This is a genomic window from Aeromonas sp. PrichA-15 (assembly GCF_017939245.1).
In the GTDB taxonomy this organism is placed as follows: Bacteria; Pseudomonadota; Gammaproteobacteria; order Enterobacterales; family Aeromonadaceae; genus Aeromonas; species Aeromonas caviae.
The window spans coordinates 40509-60400 of sequence record NZ_JAGKRH010000071.1 but is presented as its reverse complement, the minus strand read 5'-3'; the positions used below and the strand labels follow the sequence as shown (position 1 = coordinate 60400).

At 64.5% G+C, this 19892-nt stretch carries 16 protein-coding genes and 1 riboswitch; of the genes, 7 read left to right on the top strand and 9 right to left on the bottom strand.

Annotated features, from left to right (window positions below; all coding sequences use genetic code 11):
• Positions 1-9: 9 nt before the first annotated feature.
• A complete protein-coding gene (locus tag J9889_RS11460; RefSeq protein WP_201894732.1) occupies positions 10-1707 on the bottom strand; it encodes an L-lactate permease in 1698 nt (565 codons plus the stop codon).
• A gap of 61 nt (positions 1708-1768) precedes the next feature.
• Between J9889_RS11460 and J9889_RS11455 the strand changes: the two genes are divergently transcribed.
• Entirely contained in the window at positions 1769-2746 is a 978-nt protein-coding gene (locus tag J9889_RS11455) for a LysR family transcriptional regulator (protein ID WP_210556724.1), read from the top strand.
• 15 nt (positions 2747-2761) lie between these two features.
• On the opposite strand, the gene J9889_RS11450 is transcribed toward J9889_RS11455, so the two are convergent.
• On the bottom strand, positions 2762-3556 hold the full coding sequence (locus tag J9889_RS11450) for an alpha/beta fold hydrolase (protein WP_210556722.1): 795 nt from the start codon (positions 3554-3556) through the stop codon (positions 2762-2764).
• Between the two features lie 106 nt (positions 3557-3662).
• Here J9889_RS11450 and J9889_RS11445 point away from each other — a divergent pair, with 106 nt between their 5' ends.
• The 3 genes from J9889_RS11445 to J9889_RS11435 are packed head-to-tail and all read left to right on the top strand — an operon-like array spanning position 3663 to position 4913.
• Positions 3663-4034: an MmcQ/YjbR family DNA-binding protein gene (locus J9889_RS11445; protein ID WP_039038958.1), complete on the top strand. Its 372-nt coding sequence runs from the start codon at positions 3663-3665 to the stop codon at positions 4032-4034.
• Positions 4035-4037: 3 nt separating this feature from the next.
• Positions 4038-4517: a GNAT family N-acetyltransferase gene (locus tag J9889_RS11440; RefSeq protein ID WP_128274285.1), complete on the top strand. Its 480-nt coding sequence runs from the start codon at positions 4038-4040 to the stop codon at positions 4515-4517.
• Positions 4518-4577: 60 nt separating this feature from the next.
• The gene (locus J9889_RS11435) at positions 4578-4913 is read left to right on the top strand and encodes a DUF3802 family protein (protein ID WP_210556721.1); all 336 of its coding nucleotides are present in this window, start codon (positions 4578-4580) and stop codon (positions 4911-4913) included.
• Positions 4914-5216: 303 nt separating this feature from the next.
• Here J9889_RS11435 and msrA read toward each other — a convergent pair whose 3' ends face one another.
• A complete protein-coding gene (gene msrA / locus J9889_RS11430; RefSeq protein ID WP_198497484.1) occupies positions 5217-5849 on the bottom strand; it encodes a peptide-methionine (S)-S-oxide reductase MsrA in 633 nt (210 codons plus the stop codon).
• Between the two features lie 251 nt (positions 5850-6100).
• On the opposite strand from msrA, the gene argA reads away from it, so the two are divergent.
• Together argA and lysC are read left to right on the top strand one after the other, a co-directional pair.
• Positions 6101-7429, top strand: coding sequence for an amino-acid N-acetyltransferase (gene argA, locus J9889_RS11425; RefSeq protein ID WP_041215931.1), 1329 nt, complete (start codon positions 6101-6103; stop codon positions 7427-7429).
• Between the two features lie 109 nt (positions 7430-7538).
• A riboswitch (Lysine riboswitch) is annotated at positions 7539-7764 on the top strand.
• A gap of 87 nt (positions 7765-7851) precedes the next feature.
• On the top strand, positions 7852-9204 hold the full coding sequence (lysC, locus tag J9889_RS11420) for a lysine-sensitive aspartokinase 3 (protein ID WP_010674363.1): 1353 nt from the start codon (positions 7852-7854) through the stop codon (positions 9202-9204).
• A 116-nt stretch (positions 9205-9320) separates the two neighbouring features.
• Here lysC and J9889_RS11415 read toward each other — a convergent pair whose 3' ends face one another.
• Positions 9321-10415, bottom strand: coding sequence for a hypothetical protein (locus tag J9889_RS11415; protein ID WP_010674362.1), 1095 nt, complete (start codon positions 10413-10415; stop codon positions 9321-9323).
• A gap of 251 nt (positions 10416-10666) precedes the next feature.
• Here J9889_RS11415 and J9889_RS11410 point away from each other — a divergent pair, with 251 nt between their 5' ends.
• Entirely contained in the window at positions 10667-12937 is a 2271-nt protein-coding gene (locus J9889_RS11410) for an LTA synthase family protein (protein ID WP_053288510.1), read from the top strand.
• A 479-nt stretch (positions 12938-13416) separates the two neighbouring features.
• Here the strand turns inward: J9889_RS11410 and J9889_RS11405 are convergent, their stop codons facing one another.
• The 5 genes from J9889_RS11405 to J9889_RS11385 all read right to left on the bottom strand — a co-directional run bounded on the left by J9889_RS11405 (position 13417) and on the right by J9889_RS11385 (position 19882).
• On the bottom strand, positions 13417-13734 hold the full coding sequence (locus tag J9889_RS11405; protein WP_010674360.1) for a heavy metal-binding domain-containing protein: 318 nt from the start codon (positions 13732-13734) through the stop codon (positions 13417-13419).
• Between the two features lie 379 nt (positions 13735-14113).
• Complete coding sequence (locus J9889_RS11400; RefSeq protein ID WP_042015040.1) at positions 14114-15406, bottom strand: NAD(P)/FAD-dependent oxidoreductase; 1293 nt, start codon at positions 15404-15406, stop codon at positions 14114-14116.
• Between the two features lie 74 nt (positions 15407-15480).
• Positions 15481-16020: an alpha/beta hydrolase YcfP gene (gene ycfP, locus J9889_RS11395; protein ID WP_005331594.1), complete on the bottom strand. Its 540-nt coding sequence runs from the start codon at positions 16018-16020 to the stop codon at positions 15481-15483.
• Positions 16021-16204: 184 nt separating this feature from the next.
• A complete protein-coding gene (locus tag J9889_RS11390; protein ID WP_210556719.1) occupies positions 16205-18013 on the bottom strand; it encodes a M3 family oligoendopeptidase in 1809 nt (602 codons plus the stop codon).
• Between the two features lie 78 nt (positions 18014-18091).
• On the bottom strand, positions 18092-19882 hold the full coding sequence (locus tag J9889_RS11385) for a M3 family oligoendopeptidase (RefSeq protein WP_210556717.1): 1791 nt from the start codon (positions 19880-19882) through the stop codon (positions 18092-18094).
• Positions 19883-19892: the final 10 nt, after the last annotated feature.

Genomic DNA, 19892 nt, shown 5'->3' with positions numbered 1-19892 from the left:
TTGCTCTCCTTACTTGAGCTGCAGCAGTGCGTCCGAGATGTGGAAGCTGTACATGAGCGCCAGCCCGATAAGGCCGGTGACCAGCAGGTAGTAGAGGGTCGGCAGCGCCGTCTTGCGCAGCGTCGCCCCCTCACGACCGAGCAGCCCCACGGTGGCCGACGCCGCCACCACGTTGTGAATGGCGATCATGTTGCCCGCAGCGGCGCCGACTGCCTGCAGGGCCAGCATGGCGGCGGTGGAGACCCCCAGGGTCTGGGCCACCTCGAACTGGAACTGGCTGAACATCATGTTCGATACCGTGTTGGATCCGGCGATGAAGGCCCCCAGCGCACCTATGGTGGCGCTGAGGGCCGGGAAGAACTCCCCCACCAGCCCGGCGGCAAAATTCGCGGTGGTCACCGGCATGCTGGCGAGATCCGCCCCGTTGACGCCGGAGTTGATGAAGATGCGCACCATGGGCACGGTGAAAATCAGCACGAAGCCGGCGCCGATCAGGGTGCGGCTGGACTCCCCCAATGCCCGCCCGAAGGGGGCGAGGGAGCGCGATTGCAGCCAGGTGGCGAGCAGGGCGCAGAGCACCAGCAGGCCCCCCGGCAGGTAGAGCGGCTCAATGGACGCGCTGACCCCCTTCTCCCCCAAAAGGTCGGTGAAGGCGAGGCTCACCGACAGGAGGCTGGCCTTGAACTCCGGGCTCACCCGGCTCGCCACCAGCAGGAGCGCCAGCGCCACATAGGGAAACCAGGCCAGCATGAGCGACATGGGGCGGCCGGCGGCCTCTTTGAGATCGAGCTTCAAGGAGCCCAGCCACTCGGCGGGCCACTCGTTCTCGGGGGCGAAATCCCAGGAGTTCTTGGGCACCAGAAAACCGGCTCGCGCCGCCGTCACCACCAGGGCCAGCCCCACCAGGCCTCCGATGAGGGACGGGAACTCGGGGCCGAGCAGCATGCCGGTGAGGGCATAGGGGACGGTGAAGGCGAGCCCGGCGAAAATCGCAAACGGCAGGATGGAGAGCCCCTCGGTCCAGCTGCGGTTGCGGCCGAAGAAGCGGGTCAGCATCATCACCATCAGCACCGGCATCAGGGTGCCGACGGTGGCGTGAATGAGGGCCACGTTGGTGGTCACCTGTTGCAGGTAGATGTCCCAGCTGCTGCCACCGGCGCTCAGGGTCTGGCCGATGGCCTGGTTATCCAGCCCCTTGTTGATCCCCACCAGGATGGGGGTGCCCACCGCGCCGAACGACACCGGGGTGGACTGGATCATCATGCCGAGCAGCACGGCGGCGAGCGCCGGAAAACCGATGGCCACCAGCAGCGGCGCGGCGATGGCGGCGGGGGTGCCAAAGCCCGAGGCCCCTTCGATAAAGGCGCCGAAGCACCAGGCGATGATGATGGCCTGGATGCGCCTGTCCGGCGAGATGTTGGTAAAACCGCCGCGAATGGCGGTGATGGCACCGGTGTGTTTGAGGGTGTTGAGCATCAGGATGGCGCCGAACACGATCCAGAGCACGGTCACCGTGATCACCAGCCCCTGCAGGGTGGAGGCGAAGACCCGGGTCGGGCTCATCTGCCAGCCCCACAGGGCAATGAACACGGTCAACAGGAAGGCGACGGGCATGGCGCGCTTGGCGGGCCAGTTGAGGCCGACCAGCAGCACGGCGGCCACCAGGATCGGCGAGAAGGCCACCAGGGCCAGCAGGGTGTCTGTCATCATTGCGTCCTTGTCCAGAGGGGTGCAGAGGCGCACCTTGTTGTTGTTTTGTTAAGCGGACGTGACCTTACCCTGTTCCTTTTTCGCGATATATGGAAATAATGAACAACATTCGTTCCAAAAGTTGATCAATATGGCCAGTACCGACGACCTCATCCTCTTCGCCCAGGTGGTGGAGGCCGGCTCCTTCAGCAAGGTAGCGGAACAAAATTCCCTGACAAATTCAGTGGTTAGCAAGCGGATCGGGCGTCTTGAGGAAGAGCTCGGGGTGCAGCTCCTCTATCGCACCACCCGCCGGCTCACCCTGAGCGAGGCGGGCAAGGCGCTCTATCAGGGTGCCAAAAATGTGAAGGCCGCCGCACTGGACGCCTTCGACGCGGTGGCGGGATTTGGTGAAAAGGTGAGCGGTCATGTGCGGATGTCGGTGCCCACCATCTCCGGCGAACTGCTGCTGGCCGATGCGGTGGCCGATTTTTGCCAGCAGCACCCCGGGCTCACGGTGGAGATGTCCCTGGACAACCGCTTCGTCAACCTGGTGGAAGAGGGATTCGATCTGGTCATTCGCACCGGCTATCTGGATGACTCGAGCCTGATTGCCCGCCACATTCTCGACTCCCAGTGGGTCATCTGCGCCGCCCCCGCCTATGTGCGCCGCTTCGGGGCGCCGCGCGAGCCGTCAGACTTGCTCACCCACAACTGCCTGCACTACGCCTACCAGAGCACGGGGGCCTCGGAGTGGGCCTTCAAGGGGGAAGAGGGCAACTATCTGGTGTCGGTGTCGGGGAGCTTTTCAACCGACAACGCCGGGGCCCTGCGCAAGGCGGCGCTGGGGGGGCGCGGCATCGTCTATGTGCCGCGCTGTCTGGTCTATCACGACCTGATGCAGGGGGATCTGGTGGACTTGTTTCCCGACCGGGTGGGCAAGAAGCTCGGCATCTACGCCGTCTACCCCTTCACCCGCCAGCCGCCGCGCAAGATAAGGCTGCTCATCGAGCACATCCGCCAGCGCTATCTGGAGATTGGCCACTACTTCATCTGAGGCCCTTGTCGGGCCTCAGAGGGCGGATGACGCCACCTGACGGGAGAGAAACGCCAGGGACTGGCGGTTGAAGTGATCCGGCTGCTCCACGTTGCAGACGTGGCCGCACTTTTCGATGATTTCGAGGCGGCTGTAAGGGTCGCGGGCCACCTGCTCGCGCACCGGGGCGAGGAACATGTGATCCTCCTCCCCCATCACGTAGAGGGTGGGAATAGGCAGGGCCCGCTCGCGAAAGTAGCGCATCAGGGGGTTCACCTCGGTGGCGAGACGGAACCAGCGCTTGAACTCCTTCTGGCAGAGCTTGCGAGCCTCGCGCACGAAGAGGTTGCGGGACTCCTGATGGTGCTGGCGCGGCATGATGATGAAGGCGAACAGGCGGTAGAGCCACATGTAGGGCAGGAAGTGCTGGCCGAGGCGGCCAAGCTGTACCAGTACCCGGGAGCGGATGTCGAGACGCAGGATGGCGCCGCCGAGCACCATGCTCTTGACCCGCTCGGGGCGAAGCTCCGCCAGGTGGCGGATGAGGATGGTGCCAAGGGAGATGCCGACAAAATGGGCGTGGGGGATGCGCAGGTGATCCAGCAGGCGCAGGATGTCCTCGGTCACGGCCCGAAAGCTGTAGTGCCCCTTTACCACCTGCTGCAGCTGGTTGGACTGGCCGTGACCGCGAAGATCCAGCAGCAGCACGTTGAAGTGCTCCCGGTAGGCCCGCAACTGCTTGAACCAGATGGAGGAGCTGCCGCCCGCACCGTGCACGAACACCACCCAATCCCGATCGGGACCCAGTTCAAAGGCCTTGTGGTACAACATCTCATGGGCTCCCGGGGTGATGGGGGGTATACTCGGCGCGCATATTAACAGAAGGCTCACCCCGGTGAACATGCTTCCACCATGATCGGACCAGCCTGGAGTCCCCATGACCCTCGTTCAATTGCGTGAATTTTTGCTCAGCCAGCCCGGCGCCACCGAGGACACCCCCTTCGGCCCGGAGATCCTGGTCTACCGCATCGCCGGCAAGATGTTTGCCCTGGTGGACTGGCAGGCGGAGCCCCTCTCCATCAACCTGAAGTGCGAACCCGAGCTCGCCCTGCTGCTGCGGGAGATCCACCCCGAGGTGAAACCGGGCTGGCACATGAACAAGCAGCACTGGAACACGGTGACCCTGAGTGAAGGCCTGTCTGACGATCTCTGGCAGGGCTGGATAGTCCACTCCTATGAGCGGGTGGTGGCGGGTCTGCCCAGGGCGAAGCGGCCCCAGGCCCCCCGCGCGACCATCAGGGAGGGTTGACCCATGCCGTCTCTTTCTTCTTCTCGCATCGTCCCCCTCGAGGAGGCGCACATACCAAGGCTGCTGGATCTGTTCGAGCAGTCGGTACGCCGCCTGGGGCCTGCACACTACAGCCCGGAGCAGGTGGAGCAGTGGGCCAGGGGCGCCCATCACCCGGGGCTTGCCAGCCAGTTGCGCGAGCACCATGGCTGGGTCATCGAGCAAGACGATGTGCCCCTTGGCTTTGCCACCCTGAGCGATGACGGTCATCTCAGCCTGCTCTACGTGAGCGCGGATCATCCGCGCCAGGGGCTTGGCACCCTGCTGCTGGAGCGGGTGCTGGCAGCCGCCAGCCAGATGGGGCTTGGCAGCCTCACCACGGAGGCGAGCGCCTTCAGCCTCGCCCTCTTCCTGCGTCACGGCTTCCTGCTGACCGGATTGGAGACAGTGGAGCGCGGCGGTGTCCAATTTATCCGCCATCGGCTCCACTGCCGCTTGCCATGACGGGTTCAGCCACTAAAATACGCACCATTTCCCCAAGGCAATGAAGAAAGGGCAGCCATCATGGTGGTAGAGAGCGACGGTTACATTGCGCTGATCGAGTATCTGGTAGAGAGTCTGGGTCTGTTCGAGAGCCAGCAACAAGGCGGCGGCGCCCAGACCATCGAGGATCTGGTGAGCGGCCGGGTGGCCGACAACCTGATGGCCATCTGCGAGCAGAACCCCCAGCTCGACCCCAAGGTGCGCTTCCTGATCATGCAGGAGGCCGATGCCGTGGTCGCCGATCTGGAAGAGGTGCTCTCCGCCGTCTGGTTGTCCGCCCCCAGCGAAGCCCAGCAAGCCTTCCTCATCGAGTTCATCGACCTCATCAAGAACCTGTTCGACAGCACCATCAGCTGACCCCACCCCTGCCGTGACGGCAAGGGGACGAGATGCAATAAGGCGAGGAGTGAGGCAGGACGCCCAATGAAAAGGGCCGCCTCATCGGGCAGCCCTGCTTGCTAGCATTGTCAATTCATCGCGCTTGTCAGAGTAATGAATATCGGGGCAAAAAAATGTGTCTGGTCTTGGCAACCATCCGTGGTCGCTACCCTCTTGGTCAGCCAGGGTTCAGTTTAGTTCCCCACCTGACGCATTTTTTTCAATTATTTTTCATCACAATGACACGGGGGCCTGATGGCCCCCGTGGTATGCAATGACGCCTCAGCGATTCAGGCTGGGAGGCAGGCAGACGCCAATGCCCCCCAGGCCGCAATACCCCTCGGGATTCTTCTCCAGATATTGCTGGTGATAATCCTCGGCATAGTAGAAGGGGGCCAGCGGCAGGATGCGGGTGGTGATGGTGCGCCCGTCACCGCTCGCCGTCATGGCCTGCTGGTAGGCGGCCAGGCTCTGCTGGGCAATCGCCTCCTGGGTGTCGTCCCCGACGAAGATGACGGAGCGATACTGGGTGCCGATGTCGCCACCCTGGCGCATCCCCTGGGCCGGATCATGGTGTTCCCAGAACAGCTTGACGAGACCCCCGTAGCTGATGACCTTGGGATCGAACACCACCTGCACCGTCTCGGCGTGGCCGGTCAGGCCGCTGCACACCTCCTTGTAGGTGGGATTGGGGGTCAGCCCCCCCTGATACCCGGCGGCGGTGGAATAGACCCCGGGCTGCTGCCAGAACAGACGCTCCACCCCCCAGAAACAGCCCATGCCGAACCAGGCAAGCTCCATCCCCTCGGGCCAGGGCCCCTGGGTCGGGTGGCCGTTTACTGCGTGCACCTGGCCAATCTCCAGCGCTTCCCGCCGTCCCGGCAGCGCCTCTGCCGGTGAAATAATCTGCTCCATATGCCCTGTCCTTGTATAAAACCCCGCGCAATGCGGCTGACGAAAAGGAACACCGAAGATATCAGGTTATTAGCCCGGATCAACCAGGGAGCGGCCCCCGGGGCGACCCTCCCGCCCTCGCCTGCGTCTTCCCCCCCCACCCGCACTGGTCAAAATGGCGACAAAAAAACATCAAGTCGATATTTAGTCTTGATTTGTGAATTTATTTTCATATATTGGGCGAATTGCTGCTTTTTTATGGAATGAAACACGTGCGTGAACGCGAACCCAGCCTGGTCCATGCCTTTAGGCAATCCACCCCCTATGTCAATGTGCACCGGGGTGCCACCTTCGTCCTGATGATCGGCGGGGAAGCCATTTGTCACCCCAATTTCGCCAACATCGTCAGCGACATCGCCCTGCTGCAGACCTTGGGGATCCGCCTGGTACTGGTGTTTGGTTCGCGTCCGCAAAATGACGAGGCCCTGGCCCGCGCCGGCATCCAGGCCCAGTATCACAAGCGGATCCGGGTCACCGACGATGCCAGTTTCGCCATCATCAAGCAGGTGTGCGGCGGTCTGCAATACGACATCACCGCCCAGCTCTCCATGGGCCTCGCCAACACCCCCATGCAGGGGGCCCGCATCAGCGTGGTGAGCGGCAACTTCGTCACCGCCCAGCCGCTGGGTGTGGATGACGGCATCGACTTCTGCCACAGCGGCCGGGTGCGTCGCATCGATGTGGAGGGGATCACCCGCCAGCTGGATCAGCACGGCCTGGTGCTCATCTCCCCCATCGGCTGCTCGGTCACCGGCGAGAGCTTCAACCTGAGCTCGGAAGAGGTAGCCCGCCGGGTGGCGGTGGATCTCAAAGCCGACAAGCTCATCTGCTTTAGCAGCACCCAGGGGGTAATGGACAGGCACGGGGAAGCCATCTCCGAGCTCTTCCCCGAGCAGGCCGAAGAGCTGCTGGTGGCGCTGGAGCAGGCGGGGGAAGAGATGTCAGGCACCGCCCGCTACCTGCGCGCGGCCATCGCCTCCTGCCGGGGTGGCGTACCCCGCTCCCACCTGGTGAGCTATCAGGACGACGGCGCCATGCTGCAGGAGCTGTTCAGCCGCGAGGGGCTGGGTACCCAGATCGTGCGCGAAAGCGCCGAGCGGGCCCGGGCCGCCACCATTGAGGACATCGGCGGCATCCTGGATCTCATCCGTCCGCTGGAGGAGGAAGGGATCCTGGTGCGCCGCTCCCGGGAGCAGCTGGAGATGGAGATAGACAAGTTCACCATCATCGAGCGGGACGGCCTCATCATCGGCTGCGCGGCGCTCTATTGTTTCATGGAAGAAGCCATGGCCGAGATGGCCTGCGTCGCCATCCACCCGGAGTATCGCAACTCCAACCGGGGGGACACCCTGATCGCCAAGGTGGCCGAGCGGGCCAAGCGGCTCGGCATCCGTCGCCTGTTCGTGCTCACCACCCGCTCCATCCACTGGTTCCGGGAGCGGGGCTTCGATCCCCTGGAAGTCGAAGATCTGCCGGTGGAGCGCCAGCGCTTCTACAACTGGCAGCGTCGCTCCAAGGTTTTGTCCAAGACCATTTCGTAACTGATTGATCTTGTGCCTGGTTACCGTCAATTTTGTTCTTTTTTACGAACTCGATTGACAGTGCAATCCAGACCAAGGTATTTGTACATGCACGCCACCTGTCACAGGTGGCACCAGAAGAGGAGCGCTGCCCAGGCAGCCCAGGGGAGGACACCAGTGTCCGGTGAACTTGGGTCAGGGGGAGCAGCGCCGAGACGAGGCGAGTGACTGGACACCGCCACGCCGGCTGCGGGGGCTGAATCCCCCGGGTTGTCATCGGTAGTGGTCATCCCACACCGCGCCCCACCTTGGGGCGGGTACGGGATGGGCTCTGCAGGTGGAGTGCTTCTGGCCGGGATCCTCGCGTTTTCCTGCCATTTTTTGCCTCCTCCTCTCTATTTGCCCGATGAAACCGGATTTTCACCTTGAGACAGGAGTATGCAATGAACCCGATCAATGTCGCCAAGTTTGGCGGAACCAGCGTCGCCAATGCCGCGGCCATGAACCACTGCGCCGACGTGGTGCTGGCCAATCCGGCGACCCGGGTGGTGGTGCTGAGCGCCAGCGCCGGCGTCACCAACCTGCTGGTGAGCCTGGCTCAGGGTGAACTGGACGAAGCCGGACAGGATGCCCAGCTTGCCAGGCTTGCCGACATCCAGCTGGCCATTCTGGCCGCCCTTGGCAACCCGAGCGACGTGAGCGCCCTCATCCATGCCCAGCTCGGCGACATTCGCACCATGGCCCGTCAGGCCAGTCAGCACACCGACGCCGAACTCGCCGATCGCCTCATCGCCTGCGGCGAGCTGATGTCCACCCGTCTCTTCACCGAACTCCTGCACCAGCGCGGGGTCAAGGCCCAGTGGCAGGATGCGCGCCAACTGCTGCGCACCGACAGCCGCTTTGGCAAGGCCACCGTGGATCTCGCGGCGACCCGCGCCCTCTGCCAGCAGGCGGTGGGCCCGTTGCTGGGTGACAGCCTGGTCATCACCCAGGGCTTCATCGGTGCCGACGGCGATGGTCGCACCACCACCCTCGGCCGTGGCGGCTCCGACTACAGCGCGGCCCTCCTGGCCGAGGCACTGGACGCAGGCAGCATCGAGATCTGGACCGACGTGCCCGGCATCTACACCACGGATCCCCGCCTGGTTACCCGCGCCCGCCCCATCCCCGAAATCAGCTTCGTGGAGGCGGCGGAGATGGCCACCTTCGGCGCCAAGGTGCTGCACCCGGCCACCCTGCAACCCGCGCTGCGCCAGGACATCCCGGTGTTCGTGGGCTCCGCCAAGGACCCCGCCGCCGGTGGCACCTGGATCCGCGCCACCACCCGCAGCAACCCGCTGTTCCGGGCCGTGGCCCTGCGCCGCCAGCAGGTGCTGGTAACCCTGCACAGCCTCAACATGTTCCACGCCTACGGCTTCCTGGCCGAGGTATTCGGCATCCTGGCCCGTCACCGCATCTCGGTGGATCTCATCACCACCTCCGAGGTGAGCGTCTCCCTGACCCTGGATCACACCGGCAGCCAGAGCAACGGCGAACCCATCCTGAACGACAAGGTGCTGGCGGAGCTCGGCCAGCTGTGCAAGGTGGAAGTGGAGACCGGTTTCGCCCTGGTGGCGCTCATCGGCAACCGCATGAGCGAGGCGGCCGGGGTAGGCAGCCAGGTGTTCGACGCCATCCGCGAGCACAACATCCGGATGATCTGCTACGGCGCCAGCGCCCACAACCTCTGCTTCCTGGTCAAAGAGGACGAGGCGGGCCACATCGTCAATTGCCTGCACCGGGAACTGCTCGACTGAGTCGCCCCGGCGCTGGCACACCACAAGCCTCCTCCGCCCCATCACACCCGGGGCGGCCTTCCCCACTCAGCAAAGAGGGGCGCCGCGGCGCCCCTCTTGTCACTCTTCTTCCACCATCAGCTGGTGACCAGGGTGGCCCGGGTGGGCAGCAGATTGGCCCGGATCTGCTCGCGCAGCCCTCCCAGCCGTTGCAGCAACCCGGCCTGACCGAGCCCCGCTTCGTCAGGGGCCAGATTGTCCACCAGGGCCGGGAAGTGCTCCCGTACCGCCTGCTCCAGCCAGTCGAGGCGGCGCAGGGTGAGCGGGCCGCAGCTCTTGCCGCTGAGATCGTCCAGGATGTCGAGCCGATGGCTGCGGTACATGTCGCGCCACCAGTTGGCCGCCAGCGCCTCGTCGCTTGCCAGCGCCGCACTCCACTCCCCCACCAGTCCCTGCATCCGCGCCAGCACGGGGGCGCTCGCCCCCTCCCGCGACAGGTATTGCAGCTCTCCCCTGGCCCAGGCGAGGCAGAGCTCGCGCCAGCGGCGAAACAGCGGCAAGGGATCCGCCTCGTCCAGCCAGAGCCCGGAGAGGGTGCGGGTTTCCAGCCGCTCAGGCACGTGGAAGTCGGGATCGGTGAGGCCGTTGGAATTGAACTCGTGCAGGGGATCGAAGGGCCACATGTAGCCAAAATCGAACACCGAGATATGCTGGCCGTCATCCAGCAGGTTGCCCGGGCTCGGATCCCAGTCAAACCAGCCCCAGCGGGCCAGCTCCGCCTCCACCGCCAGCATCTGCGCCAGGTTGCGCTCGCAGAGCGTGCGCACCGGCTCCCCCCGCAGCCAGGGGGAGACCAGCACCCCGGCCCGGGCGGAGCCGAAACTGGTGCAGACCACGTTGGAGAGGATGGTGGGGTGCAGCTCCCGCAGGCTCTCTATCTCCCGACGCCGCTCCAGCTCGGTGAGAAAGGCGGTCTTGCCGTCCACATTGGCCACCAGAGAGTCCTGGCGGCAGCGTTTCAGGCACCAGTGGTGCCCCTCCACCTTGAGATGGAACACCTCGGCGGTGAGCCCGTGACCGTAGACCTTGACGACGTCCGGGTGATCCTCGGTCAGCCGGACGAGCTGGGGCAGCGGCAGGGGGCAGTCCCGCTCCCGCCCGATCCGGATCTCTTCTTTGCTCTCCAGCATCTGGAGCAATCTGGCCTGACGCGCCGCAACTTTGGGATTCATACATGTACCTCCAACCGTTACTGAGAGACTAAACAGCGCCCCCCTCCCAGACCAGCAGCAAAGGCTCATGATGACGCTTTCATCACAGAATGAGTGCCCCTGGCGGATCGGGATCACAAATTGCTTCACAGTGCTCATCACGGAATATTCATCTTGTTGTCATTAAATTGACATCATGGAACAAGCCACGCACCATCGGGTCAAAATAGAGGCAGTCGTCGCTGCCATGACCGCTCCAAGGATGAGCCCTTATGAATGCCCCCGTCACCGGCCACCGCCCCGCCTCCCAGCCCCTGGCCGGGCTGTTGCTGGGTCTGCTGACCGCCCTGCTGCTGCTGACCCTCGCCCTGCCGCTGCTCAACCCCGTCAGCTGGCTCGGGCGTGCCGCCCCCCTCATTCTGGGCCCGGCGGATCAGCCCATCGCGACCCTCAATCGCTACAGCCTGCTCTACAAAAGTGACAACCGGGGCTTCTATCTGGTGGTGCGCAGCCAGTGGCAACTGCTCAAACCCCTGCAGGAGGGGGACAAGGTGCGGGTGGAGCTGCTCAACGACAAAGGGGTGCGCATCGATCAGCTGAGCCAGGCGGTGGACAAGCGCCAGAAGTGCCGCAAGGAGCGCTGCACCCTGAGCCTCAACAGCGCCCTGCGCGCCCCCGACGACGCCCTGGACAGCCGCTACCAGCTGCGCATCGGGCTGCTGCTGGCAGACAGGCCGGAGAGCGCCGAATACAGCCAGATCCTCCAGACCCTGCCGGAGCGCGGTTTCAACCTCCTCTACCTGATGACCAGCCTGCTGCTGGTGCTGCTGGTGAGCGCCGCCGTGCTCAAGGCCCTGCTGCCGCGGCTGCGCCGAAGCTACCGCGCCCGGGTGGCAGGCAGCCTGCTGCTTGGCAACCTCACCTTCGTGCTGCTGCACGGCTTCGTGGTGTTCAAGCTGGGGGAATTCCTGTTCTGGTCGGGCTTTCGGCCAGAGCACTACTACCTCGCCTGGGGCAGCATGGTGCTGGGCTGGAGCCTCTGTGCCCTCGCAGGCTTCAGTCTCTATATGGGGCTGCTCTTTACCGCCCTCTCGGGCATCGGGCTGCTCGCCAACTTCATGAAGATCGCCATCTACGGGGTGCCGCTGGGGGGGGACGATCTGGGCAACCTGCTGGCCCTGCTGCACATCCTGCTCGATCAGCACCCTGTGGTGCCGGTGCTCGTCGTGCTGGGGCTCCTCTTTCTGGTGTGGCGCTTCGCCCTCTCCCGCTGGATCCTGCGGGGCTTGCTGCGCACCGCCGCCGCCACCGCCGCCTTCTTCGCCCTCTGCGTGTTCGCCACCCAAACCGGCAACAAGCTGCTCGGGGCCAACATCCGCTACGTGGACAGGGCGGTGAACTACCACAGGGACATCATCCGCGCCGGCCCCGGCCTCTACCTGTTCAACCTGGTGGACGAGATGCTGCAAAGCGGCAACGTGTTTCGCTACCCCTTGCAGATCAACGAGCGCACCCCGGAGCTGAGCCTGCCCGCCCAGCCCAGGGCTCCCCGCTTCGATCTGGTGATCGTGCTGCAATACGAGTCGCTCTGGCTTGACTGGCAGGGCCGTCTCTGCGCCCCCGCCCCCACCTTGAGCCTGCCCGCCAGCGTGGCCCAATGGCGCAAGACCATCCACTCCCCCACCACGGGCGGCATGACGGTGCTGGCGGAGTTCGAGATGAACACCGGCCTGCCGGTGGGCCTGCTCAAACAGGGGGTGGTGCCCTACTACTACCTCTCGGACAAGGTGCCCGGCCTTGCGCGCAGTGCAGCCCAAAGCGGCTACCAGACCCTGTTCGCCCACCCCTATGTGGAGAAGTTCTGGGGCCGCGCCAAGGCGATCCCGGCCCTCGGCTATGAGGAGCGCTGGTTCGATACCCGCTTCAGCGCCCTCGAGCACAAGGGGCTCTACATCTCCGACGATGCCCTCATCGATCACCTGCTCAAACGCAGCAACCAGGACGATCAGCCCCTGTTCGCCTACGCGGTCACCATGCAGGGGCACGGCCCCTTCGACGGGGATCGCTACCGGGCCCAGCAACGCAGCGGCGCCTGCCCGGATCAGAGCCCGGCGGATACCCAGTTGCTCAACACCTACTACACCGGGGTGGTGGACGCCATGGCCTCCCTGGAGCGGCTGCTCAAGACCCTGGACAACTCCGGCAAGCGCTACCTGGTGGTGGCCTTCGGGGACCACCAGCCCTTCCTGATGTCGGCGGGCAAGGGCATCCACGGCGCCAAACCGCCACGGGATGCCAGCTACCAGATCCCCATGATGGCCTTCACCCGGGCCGGGGACGGGCTGGATCTCGCCCGCCAGTTCGACCCGGTGCGCCAGCTCTACCAGATGGGCCAGGCAACAAGGCAGCTGCTGGCGGGGGACCTCACCCCCATCCGGGACCAACCCCTGCTCCACCCGGTGCTCGGGGAGGAGAAAGGCTTCGACCCCTCACCCCTGGTGCCGCAGATCCGCGCCAGCTTCCGGCCCGATGCATTGCCCTGATCGATTGAGACACGAGGGACACAGATCCTTGCAACACCTTCCGGGCCGATGCCCTGCCCTGATCCGCAGCGAACTAGCAGACGAAAAAGAGGTCGCCCGGGCGACCTCTTTTTATGGGCGGGATGCGAGTACAGTGCCGCCTGCACCTCGCCATGTTCGTCCCGACCTGGGCTCTGCGAGCCCTGACAGGTCATTTTTTGTTTAGATATATCAAACGATAACTCATTGTCGAATAGCAAAATTGAACAACTTTGCCGACCTTCAGGCCCTGTGCCTCCCCATGTTCCCGCACCTTCTCCGGGCCGGGCCATTTTCTCCCTCATTCCCGGCCAGCCCAGAATCATCGGAGCGTTCGATACGTTCAGGCCTTGAGCCCCACTCACTTGCGCCCACCTTTGCGCGTCACACCCAACAAAAAGCCGACCTCGGGGTCGGCTTGTGACGGGGCGTTTGGCCATGCAGGGCCGGGCACTGGCGGGCTAGATCACCACGGCGGTGCCGCTGATGCTGACCATCAGCATGCTGCCGTTCTGGCCCACCACCTCGTAGTCGATGTCGATGCCCACCACGGCGTTGGCCCCCAGCGCCTGGGCACGCTCCTTGAGCTCCTCGAAGGCGATCTCCCGGGCCCGGGCCAGCTCTTTTTCGTAGGCGCCGGAGCGGCCGCCGATGATGTCGCGGATACCGGCGAACAGATCCTTGAAAATGTTGGCGCCGAGGATGGCTTCGCCCACGACGATGCCGCGGTACTCGCGAATGGTCTTGCCTTCCAGGGTGGGGGTGGTTGAGAGGATCATGAGGTCTCCTGTGAGTTGGACTGGGTGCGCGAAGCACCGTTGCCGTCATGGTAGCAAGGCGTTTGCCAAAGCATAAGCCCGGCGTGGCCAGGGGCTTCAAGCACAGCGCCAGCCAGGTTCATCAAGGTGCCATCCATAGGGCCTGTGTCGTGACACTTTCCCCCGCAAAGCGACCTTGGGCACCGGTGCTGGGGAGAGGGCTTCCGACCACGATGAAAGCGGGGCCTTGATGCTGCAGACACGACGGCAGCTGCACCGGCCCTCTGCGTCTTCGCCCTGAACGGCGGCAGGCGCCGCCAGGAGCGCCCCGCGTCGGCCATAAAAAAAAGGAGAGGCAAGCCTCTCCTTTTTGATGTTCGCAGCGGCAGCCGCCATGCACTCAGTGCAGCTTCATGCTCGGGCGCAGCACCCGGTTGATGCGGCCCACCAGCATGATGAGGCCGGTCTTGATGTAGCCGTGCAGGGCCACCTGGTGCATCCGGTAGAGGGAGATGTAGACCAGGCGCGCGATGTAGCCTTCCACCATCATGGAGCCGCGCATCAGGTTGCCCATCAGGCTGCCCACGGTGGAGAAGCGGCTCAAGGATACCAGGGAGCCGTGGTCGTGGTAGCGGTAAGGCTTCATCTCACCGCCATTCATCTTGGCCAGGATGTTCTTGAACGCCTGGGTCGCCATCTGGTGGGCGGACTGGGCGCGGGGCGGCACGAACTTGCCGTCTGGCTGCGGGCAAGCGGCGCAGTCGCCGATGACGAAGATGTTCTCGTCCCGGGTGGTCTGCAGGGTCTCGTGGACCACCAGCTGGTTGATGCGGTTGGTTTCCAGGCCCGCGATCTCCTTCATGAAGTCCGGCGCCTTGATGCCCGCGGCCCACACCATGAGGTCTGCTTCAATCAGCTCCCCATCCTTGGTGTGCAGACCATCGCTGGTCGCCTCGGTGATCATGGTGGCGGTGCGCACATCCACGCCCAGCTTCACCAGCTCCTGATGGGCGGAGCCGCTGATGCGCTCCGGCAGGGCCGGCAGGATGCGAGGGCCCGCTTCCACCAGGGTCACCTTCAGGCTGTCTGTGGTGAGGTTCTTGAAGCCGTAGGCGTAGAGCTGCTCCACCGCGTTGTAGAGCTCGGCGGAGAGCTCGACGCCGGTGGCGCCGCCGCCGACGATGGCGATCTTCACCTTGTCACCGGGCTGGTATTCGGTGGCGAACTGCAGGAAGCGGTTCATCATGCTGTTGTAGAAGCGGTGCGCCTGGGAGGGGCTGTCCAGGAAAATGCAGTGATCCTTGATGCCCTTGGTGTTGAAGTCGTTGGAGACCGAGCCGATGGCCATCACCAGGATGTCGTAAGCCACTTCCCGCTCGTTGACCACCAGGGCGCCGCTCTCGTCGTGGATGGGGGCCAGCACGATGCGTTTCTCGTCGCGCTTGATGTCGGTCAGGCTGCCGAGCTGGAATTCGAAGCCGTGGTTCTTGGCGTGGGACTGGTAGCTCAGGGCATCGATGCCCGCATCCATGGAGCCGGTGGCCACTTCGTGCAGCAGGGGTTTCCACAGGTGGGTGCGATTGCGATCCACCAGGGTGATCCTGGCCTTGTTCTTCTTGCCCAGCTTGCGGCCCAGGCTGGTCGCAAGCTCGAGACCACCGGCGCCACCGCCTACAACGACAATATTCATCATGATGATTTTCCTTGGTTCCTCAAAACGAAAGGGAGCCATTGGCTCCCTAAAACGAAATCGGTTGACGTGATGGCTCAGGCTTCTTTGAAGGCCTTCATCCGTTGCAGATGGTGCGAGATGTTCTTGAACTTATGGGTCTCGCGCTCATCCCATACGATGTCGTAATAGTTCTTCAATTCACGTTCAGTGTCCCGATTATCGCGGATTTCATCCTGAACGGAAAGGATGCACAGGCAGTTTCCTGAATTTTTATTACGAAATTCGGTTACACACTTGGTGCCGATGTCCTCGTACTCCTCCGGCCTGTCGATCTTGCCCTGCATGTTCTCTTCCGGGTGCAGATTGGGGTTGAAGACCACCTGCTTGATGCCGCACAGAAACCCGATCCGCTCGCTCCAGTAGCCACCAAGGCCCACGCCGCAGATGAGGGGTTTGGGATCCGTGCTCATGTCGAGCTGCTTCTTCACTTCCTTGAGCAGATGGCTCATGTCGTGGCGAGGGTGAACCGTGCTGTAGTGCACGAAACGCACATCATCATCGATAAACTGCAACTGCAGCACTTTTTCATGATTGCCGGGGCTGGTGGCATCAAAGCCATGCAGATAGATGATCATGGACAAGACCTCAAAAACTGTGTCGGTTCTATCGAAACTACCCCAGCGACAGGGCCTTGCGCCACCAAAACATCCCACTTTCTTGCTTTGGATCACGCCCCTTCGGGCCACCAAACCGCGCGCCGGGGCCGCTGTGGCAGCGCCATGCCCCGGCGGGACATGGCGCAAACCGGGTCTGGCGAGGTTACCCGCCGCACTGGGCGAAGCGCGCCACCGCCGCTTCCACCAGGGCCAGGCTCCCCTGCCAGAAGGCGGGTTTTCGAATGTCCTGCCCCAAATGCCGTTCGACCAGTTCTTCGGCGCTCATGCGACCTGTGTCTCGCAGCAGAGCGCGGTAGGCCTTCGCCACCCCCGCCTCCCCTGCGGCCTGGCGGCTCATCAGCTGCTGATAGACCCCGAGGCTGAACAGATAGCCAAAGAGGTAGGGGTAGTTGTAAAAACCGAAGCCCGCGATGGAGAAGTGCGCCTTGGCGGCCCAGAACAGGGGGTGATAGCGGTCGAGGCTCTGCTCGTACCAGCGCCCCCAGGCCTCGTCGGTGAGCCCCTTGAGCCGGGCCGACGACACATAGCCCTGCTCGCGCTCGGCCACCAGGGCCCGCTCGAAGTCGAAGCGGGCCGGGATGTTGACCAGGAAGGTGGCGGCGCCGTCGGCATCCGCCCAGGCGATTGCCAGACGCTCCTCGGCGCTTCGGGCCTGCTCGTAGAGGGCGCTGCGCACCAGGGTCTCCGCGAAGATGGAGGCGGTCTCCGCGAGCGTCATGGGGTAGCTGCGCTGGCTCATGGGCAAGTCGCGGATGAGCCAGTTGTGCCAGGCGTGACCGAGCTCGTGGGCCAGCGTGATGACGTTGTCCATGGTGCCCGCATAGGTGATGAAGACCCGCGGCTCCACCGGCTCGGCAAACTTGGTGCAGTAGGCGCCGGTACGCCGGTTGGGGGTGGGGGCGGCATCAATCCAGCCGCGCTCGGCCATCATGCGGGCAAAGTCCCCCATCTCGGGGTCAAAGCGCGCGAAGGCCTGGACGATGATGTCGACCGCCTCCTCGAAGGGGATCTCCCGGCGGCTGGCGGCAGGGGGCGGCGCAAAGAGATCCTCCGGCCCCAGCACCTCGAGGCCGAGGTGACCGGCCATCAGCCCCAGGGCCCGCTGGCCCAGATGACGGGCCTGCCAGGTCTCCGCCATCAAGGTATCCAGGGTCGCCCGCTCGATGTGGCTCTGGTGGCAGGAAACGTCCAGGGCATCGAGGCGCCGGTGTTTGCCGCGCTGGCGCGAGAGCTCCAGGCGCCAGCCGTTGAGGGCGTTGAGGATGGCTGCCACCGTCTCCTGCTCCCCTTCCCAGCCGGCGCTGATGGCATCGAAGGCCTCTTTGCGCAGGGCACGATCCGGGCTGGAGAGCAGGTTGCTCGCCTCCGCCAGCCCCATCTCGCGACCCGCGATCACCAGCCTTATCTTGCCCACCAGATCGTTGTAGAGGTTGCCCCAGGCGTGCAGGCCATCGGTGCCAAGGCCGATGACCAGTTGCTCCGCCTCCACCGGCAGCCGCTGATCCTGCAGGCGGCGCTCGTGGCGCAGCCGGTACCCCTCCTCCCCGAGCAAGGGGTCAGCCATCAGTCGCTCAAACTCGGGCGCAGGCAGCCCCAGCATCAGATCTTCGATGGGGGCCAGCGTCTTGAACAGATCCGCATTGAGGGCACGGGCCCGGGAGGCAACCTGCTTGGCGAGGGGATCCCGGGCGTCCTGGCTCCCCTTGCAGGCGGCCAGCACGGCGATGTTCCAGCCGATGTCGCGAATGCGCCGGGCCCGCAGGCGTACCTCCCTGAGGAAGTCCTGCAAGGCACCTGGGGTGCGAGGAACCTGGGCCAGTCCCTCGATAAAACCGCTCAGCTCGGCCAGGCTGGCGCGGGCCAGGCTCATGTCCGCCTCGAGGACACAGCTGTCGAGGGAGGGGTAGATGTGATCATTTTGCCACTGCTGTGGATAGACTCGTTGTTGCATCGAACGCTCATCGTCAGGGACGGGCCTGGCCCGTCGTGAAATCCAGGTGGCCAGAGCCACCACCTTCGCGGGCAGGCTTCACACCAGCCGCTCGAGGCGCACCACCGCCTCTTCCACATAGCGCAGGCTCTCCTGCCAGAACCCGGGTTCGCGGATGTCGACCCCCAGGTGCTTCTCCACCAGCGCCTCGGCGCTCATGCGGCCGGTATCTCGCAGCAGGGCGCGATAAGCGGGCACAAACTCGCCCCCGGCCCGCGCATGCTGGGCATAGAGCCCCAGGCTGAAGAGATAGCCAAACAGATAGGGGTAGTTGTAGAACCCGGACTCGGCGATGGAGAAGTGACCCTTGCTGGCCCAGAACAGCTCGTCATACTGGCTGAGGGCGTCACCATAGCACTGCTGCTGCGCCGATTTCATCATCTCCCGCATCTGGCTCGCCCCCACGTAACCCGCCTCTCGCGCCGTCACCAGGGCACGCTCGAAGGCAAAGCGGGCGGGGATGTCGAGAAGCAGGCTCGCGGCCCGCTCCCCGTCCAGCCAGGCGATGGCCCGGCGCTGCTCCACCTTGTCGGTGGCGGCCAGCAGGGCATCGCGCACCAGGATCTCGGCAAAGAGGGAGGCTGTCTCCGCCAGCGTCTTGGGGTAGCCCCGCTGCTCGAAGGGAAGATCCCGCAGCAACCAGCTGTGCCAGGCATGACCGAGCTCATGGGCCAGGGTGATGACGTTGTCCATGGTCCCCTCGAAGGTGAGGAAGACCCTTGGCTCGGGCGGATCGGCATACTCGGTGCAATAGGCGCCGCTTCGCCTGTGCTCGCTCGGGGCGGCATCGATCCACCCCTTGTCGGCCATCATGCGGACAAACGCCCCCATCTCGGGATCGAAGGCGGCAAAAGCCTCCATCACCAGATTCAGCGCCTGCTCGAAGCCGAACTTGCCGTGCATGGCCTGAGGCGCCGGGGCAAAGAGATCCCAGGGGGCGAAGTCGGTGATCTGCTGGGCGCAGGCCATGGCCCGCAAGGCGCGGCGCCCGAGCTCCCTGTGCTCCCCGGCCGCCGCCATCAGGGTCTCCAGGGTCGCGCCCGTGATGTGCTCCTGATGGCAGGTGACCTCGAGGGCATCCAGCCTGCGCCCCTTGCCACGCTGGCGGCCGAGCTCGTTGCGCCAGCCGTTGATGGCGTTGAGAATGGCGGCCACCGTCTCCTGCTCCGCCTCCCAGGCGCCCTGGATGGCGTGCCAGGCACTGGCGCGCCGTGCCCTGTCCGGGTGGGCGAGCAGGTTGTCCGCCTGGGCAAGCCCCATGGGCACCCCCTCCACCACCGGCAGCAGCCGCCCCACCAGGTTGTCGTAGAGATCCCCCCACCCCTGCAGGCCGTCCACCGCCAACCCCTCGATGAGCTGCTCGCTCTCGAGCGAAAGCCACTGATCCTGCAGCGCTCTGTCGTGATGGATCTGGTAGGCCAGCTCGAAGAGCTCGGGATCTTGCAGCAGGGTGCGCACCAGTGACTCGGGGGCGCGAACCCAGAACAGGTCCACCGGCTTGCTGCGCTGGGCCAGGGTCGCCTCCAGCTGCTGGCTCCGGGAGAGCAGTACCCGGGCCTCCTCGTCGCGCCCGTTCTGGCTCAGCCGGTTGTAACCATAGACCTGGCTGTTCCAGGCCAGGGTCTTCACCCCGTTGGCCTCGCGGCGGATGGCCCGCAACAGGTGGCGCAGGGCATTGGCATCCGCAACGGGATGGGCGGGATCCGGCAGGTCCGCCAGGAGGGCGTCAAGCCGGGTAAGGGCGCGGGCAGCCTCCTGGAAGGCGGCCTCGATGGCAGGATCGTCGGGGGCGGCATAGATGTGATCATCTCGCCAAACGGGTGGTTTCATGGTTGTCCTT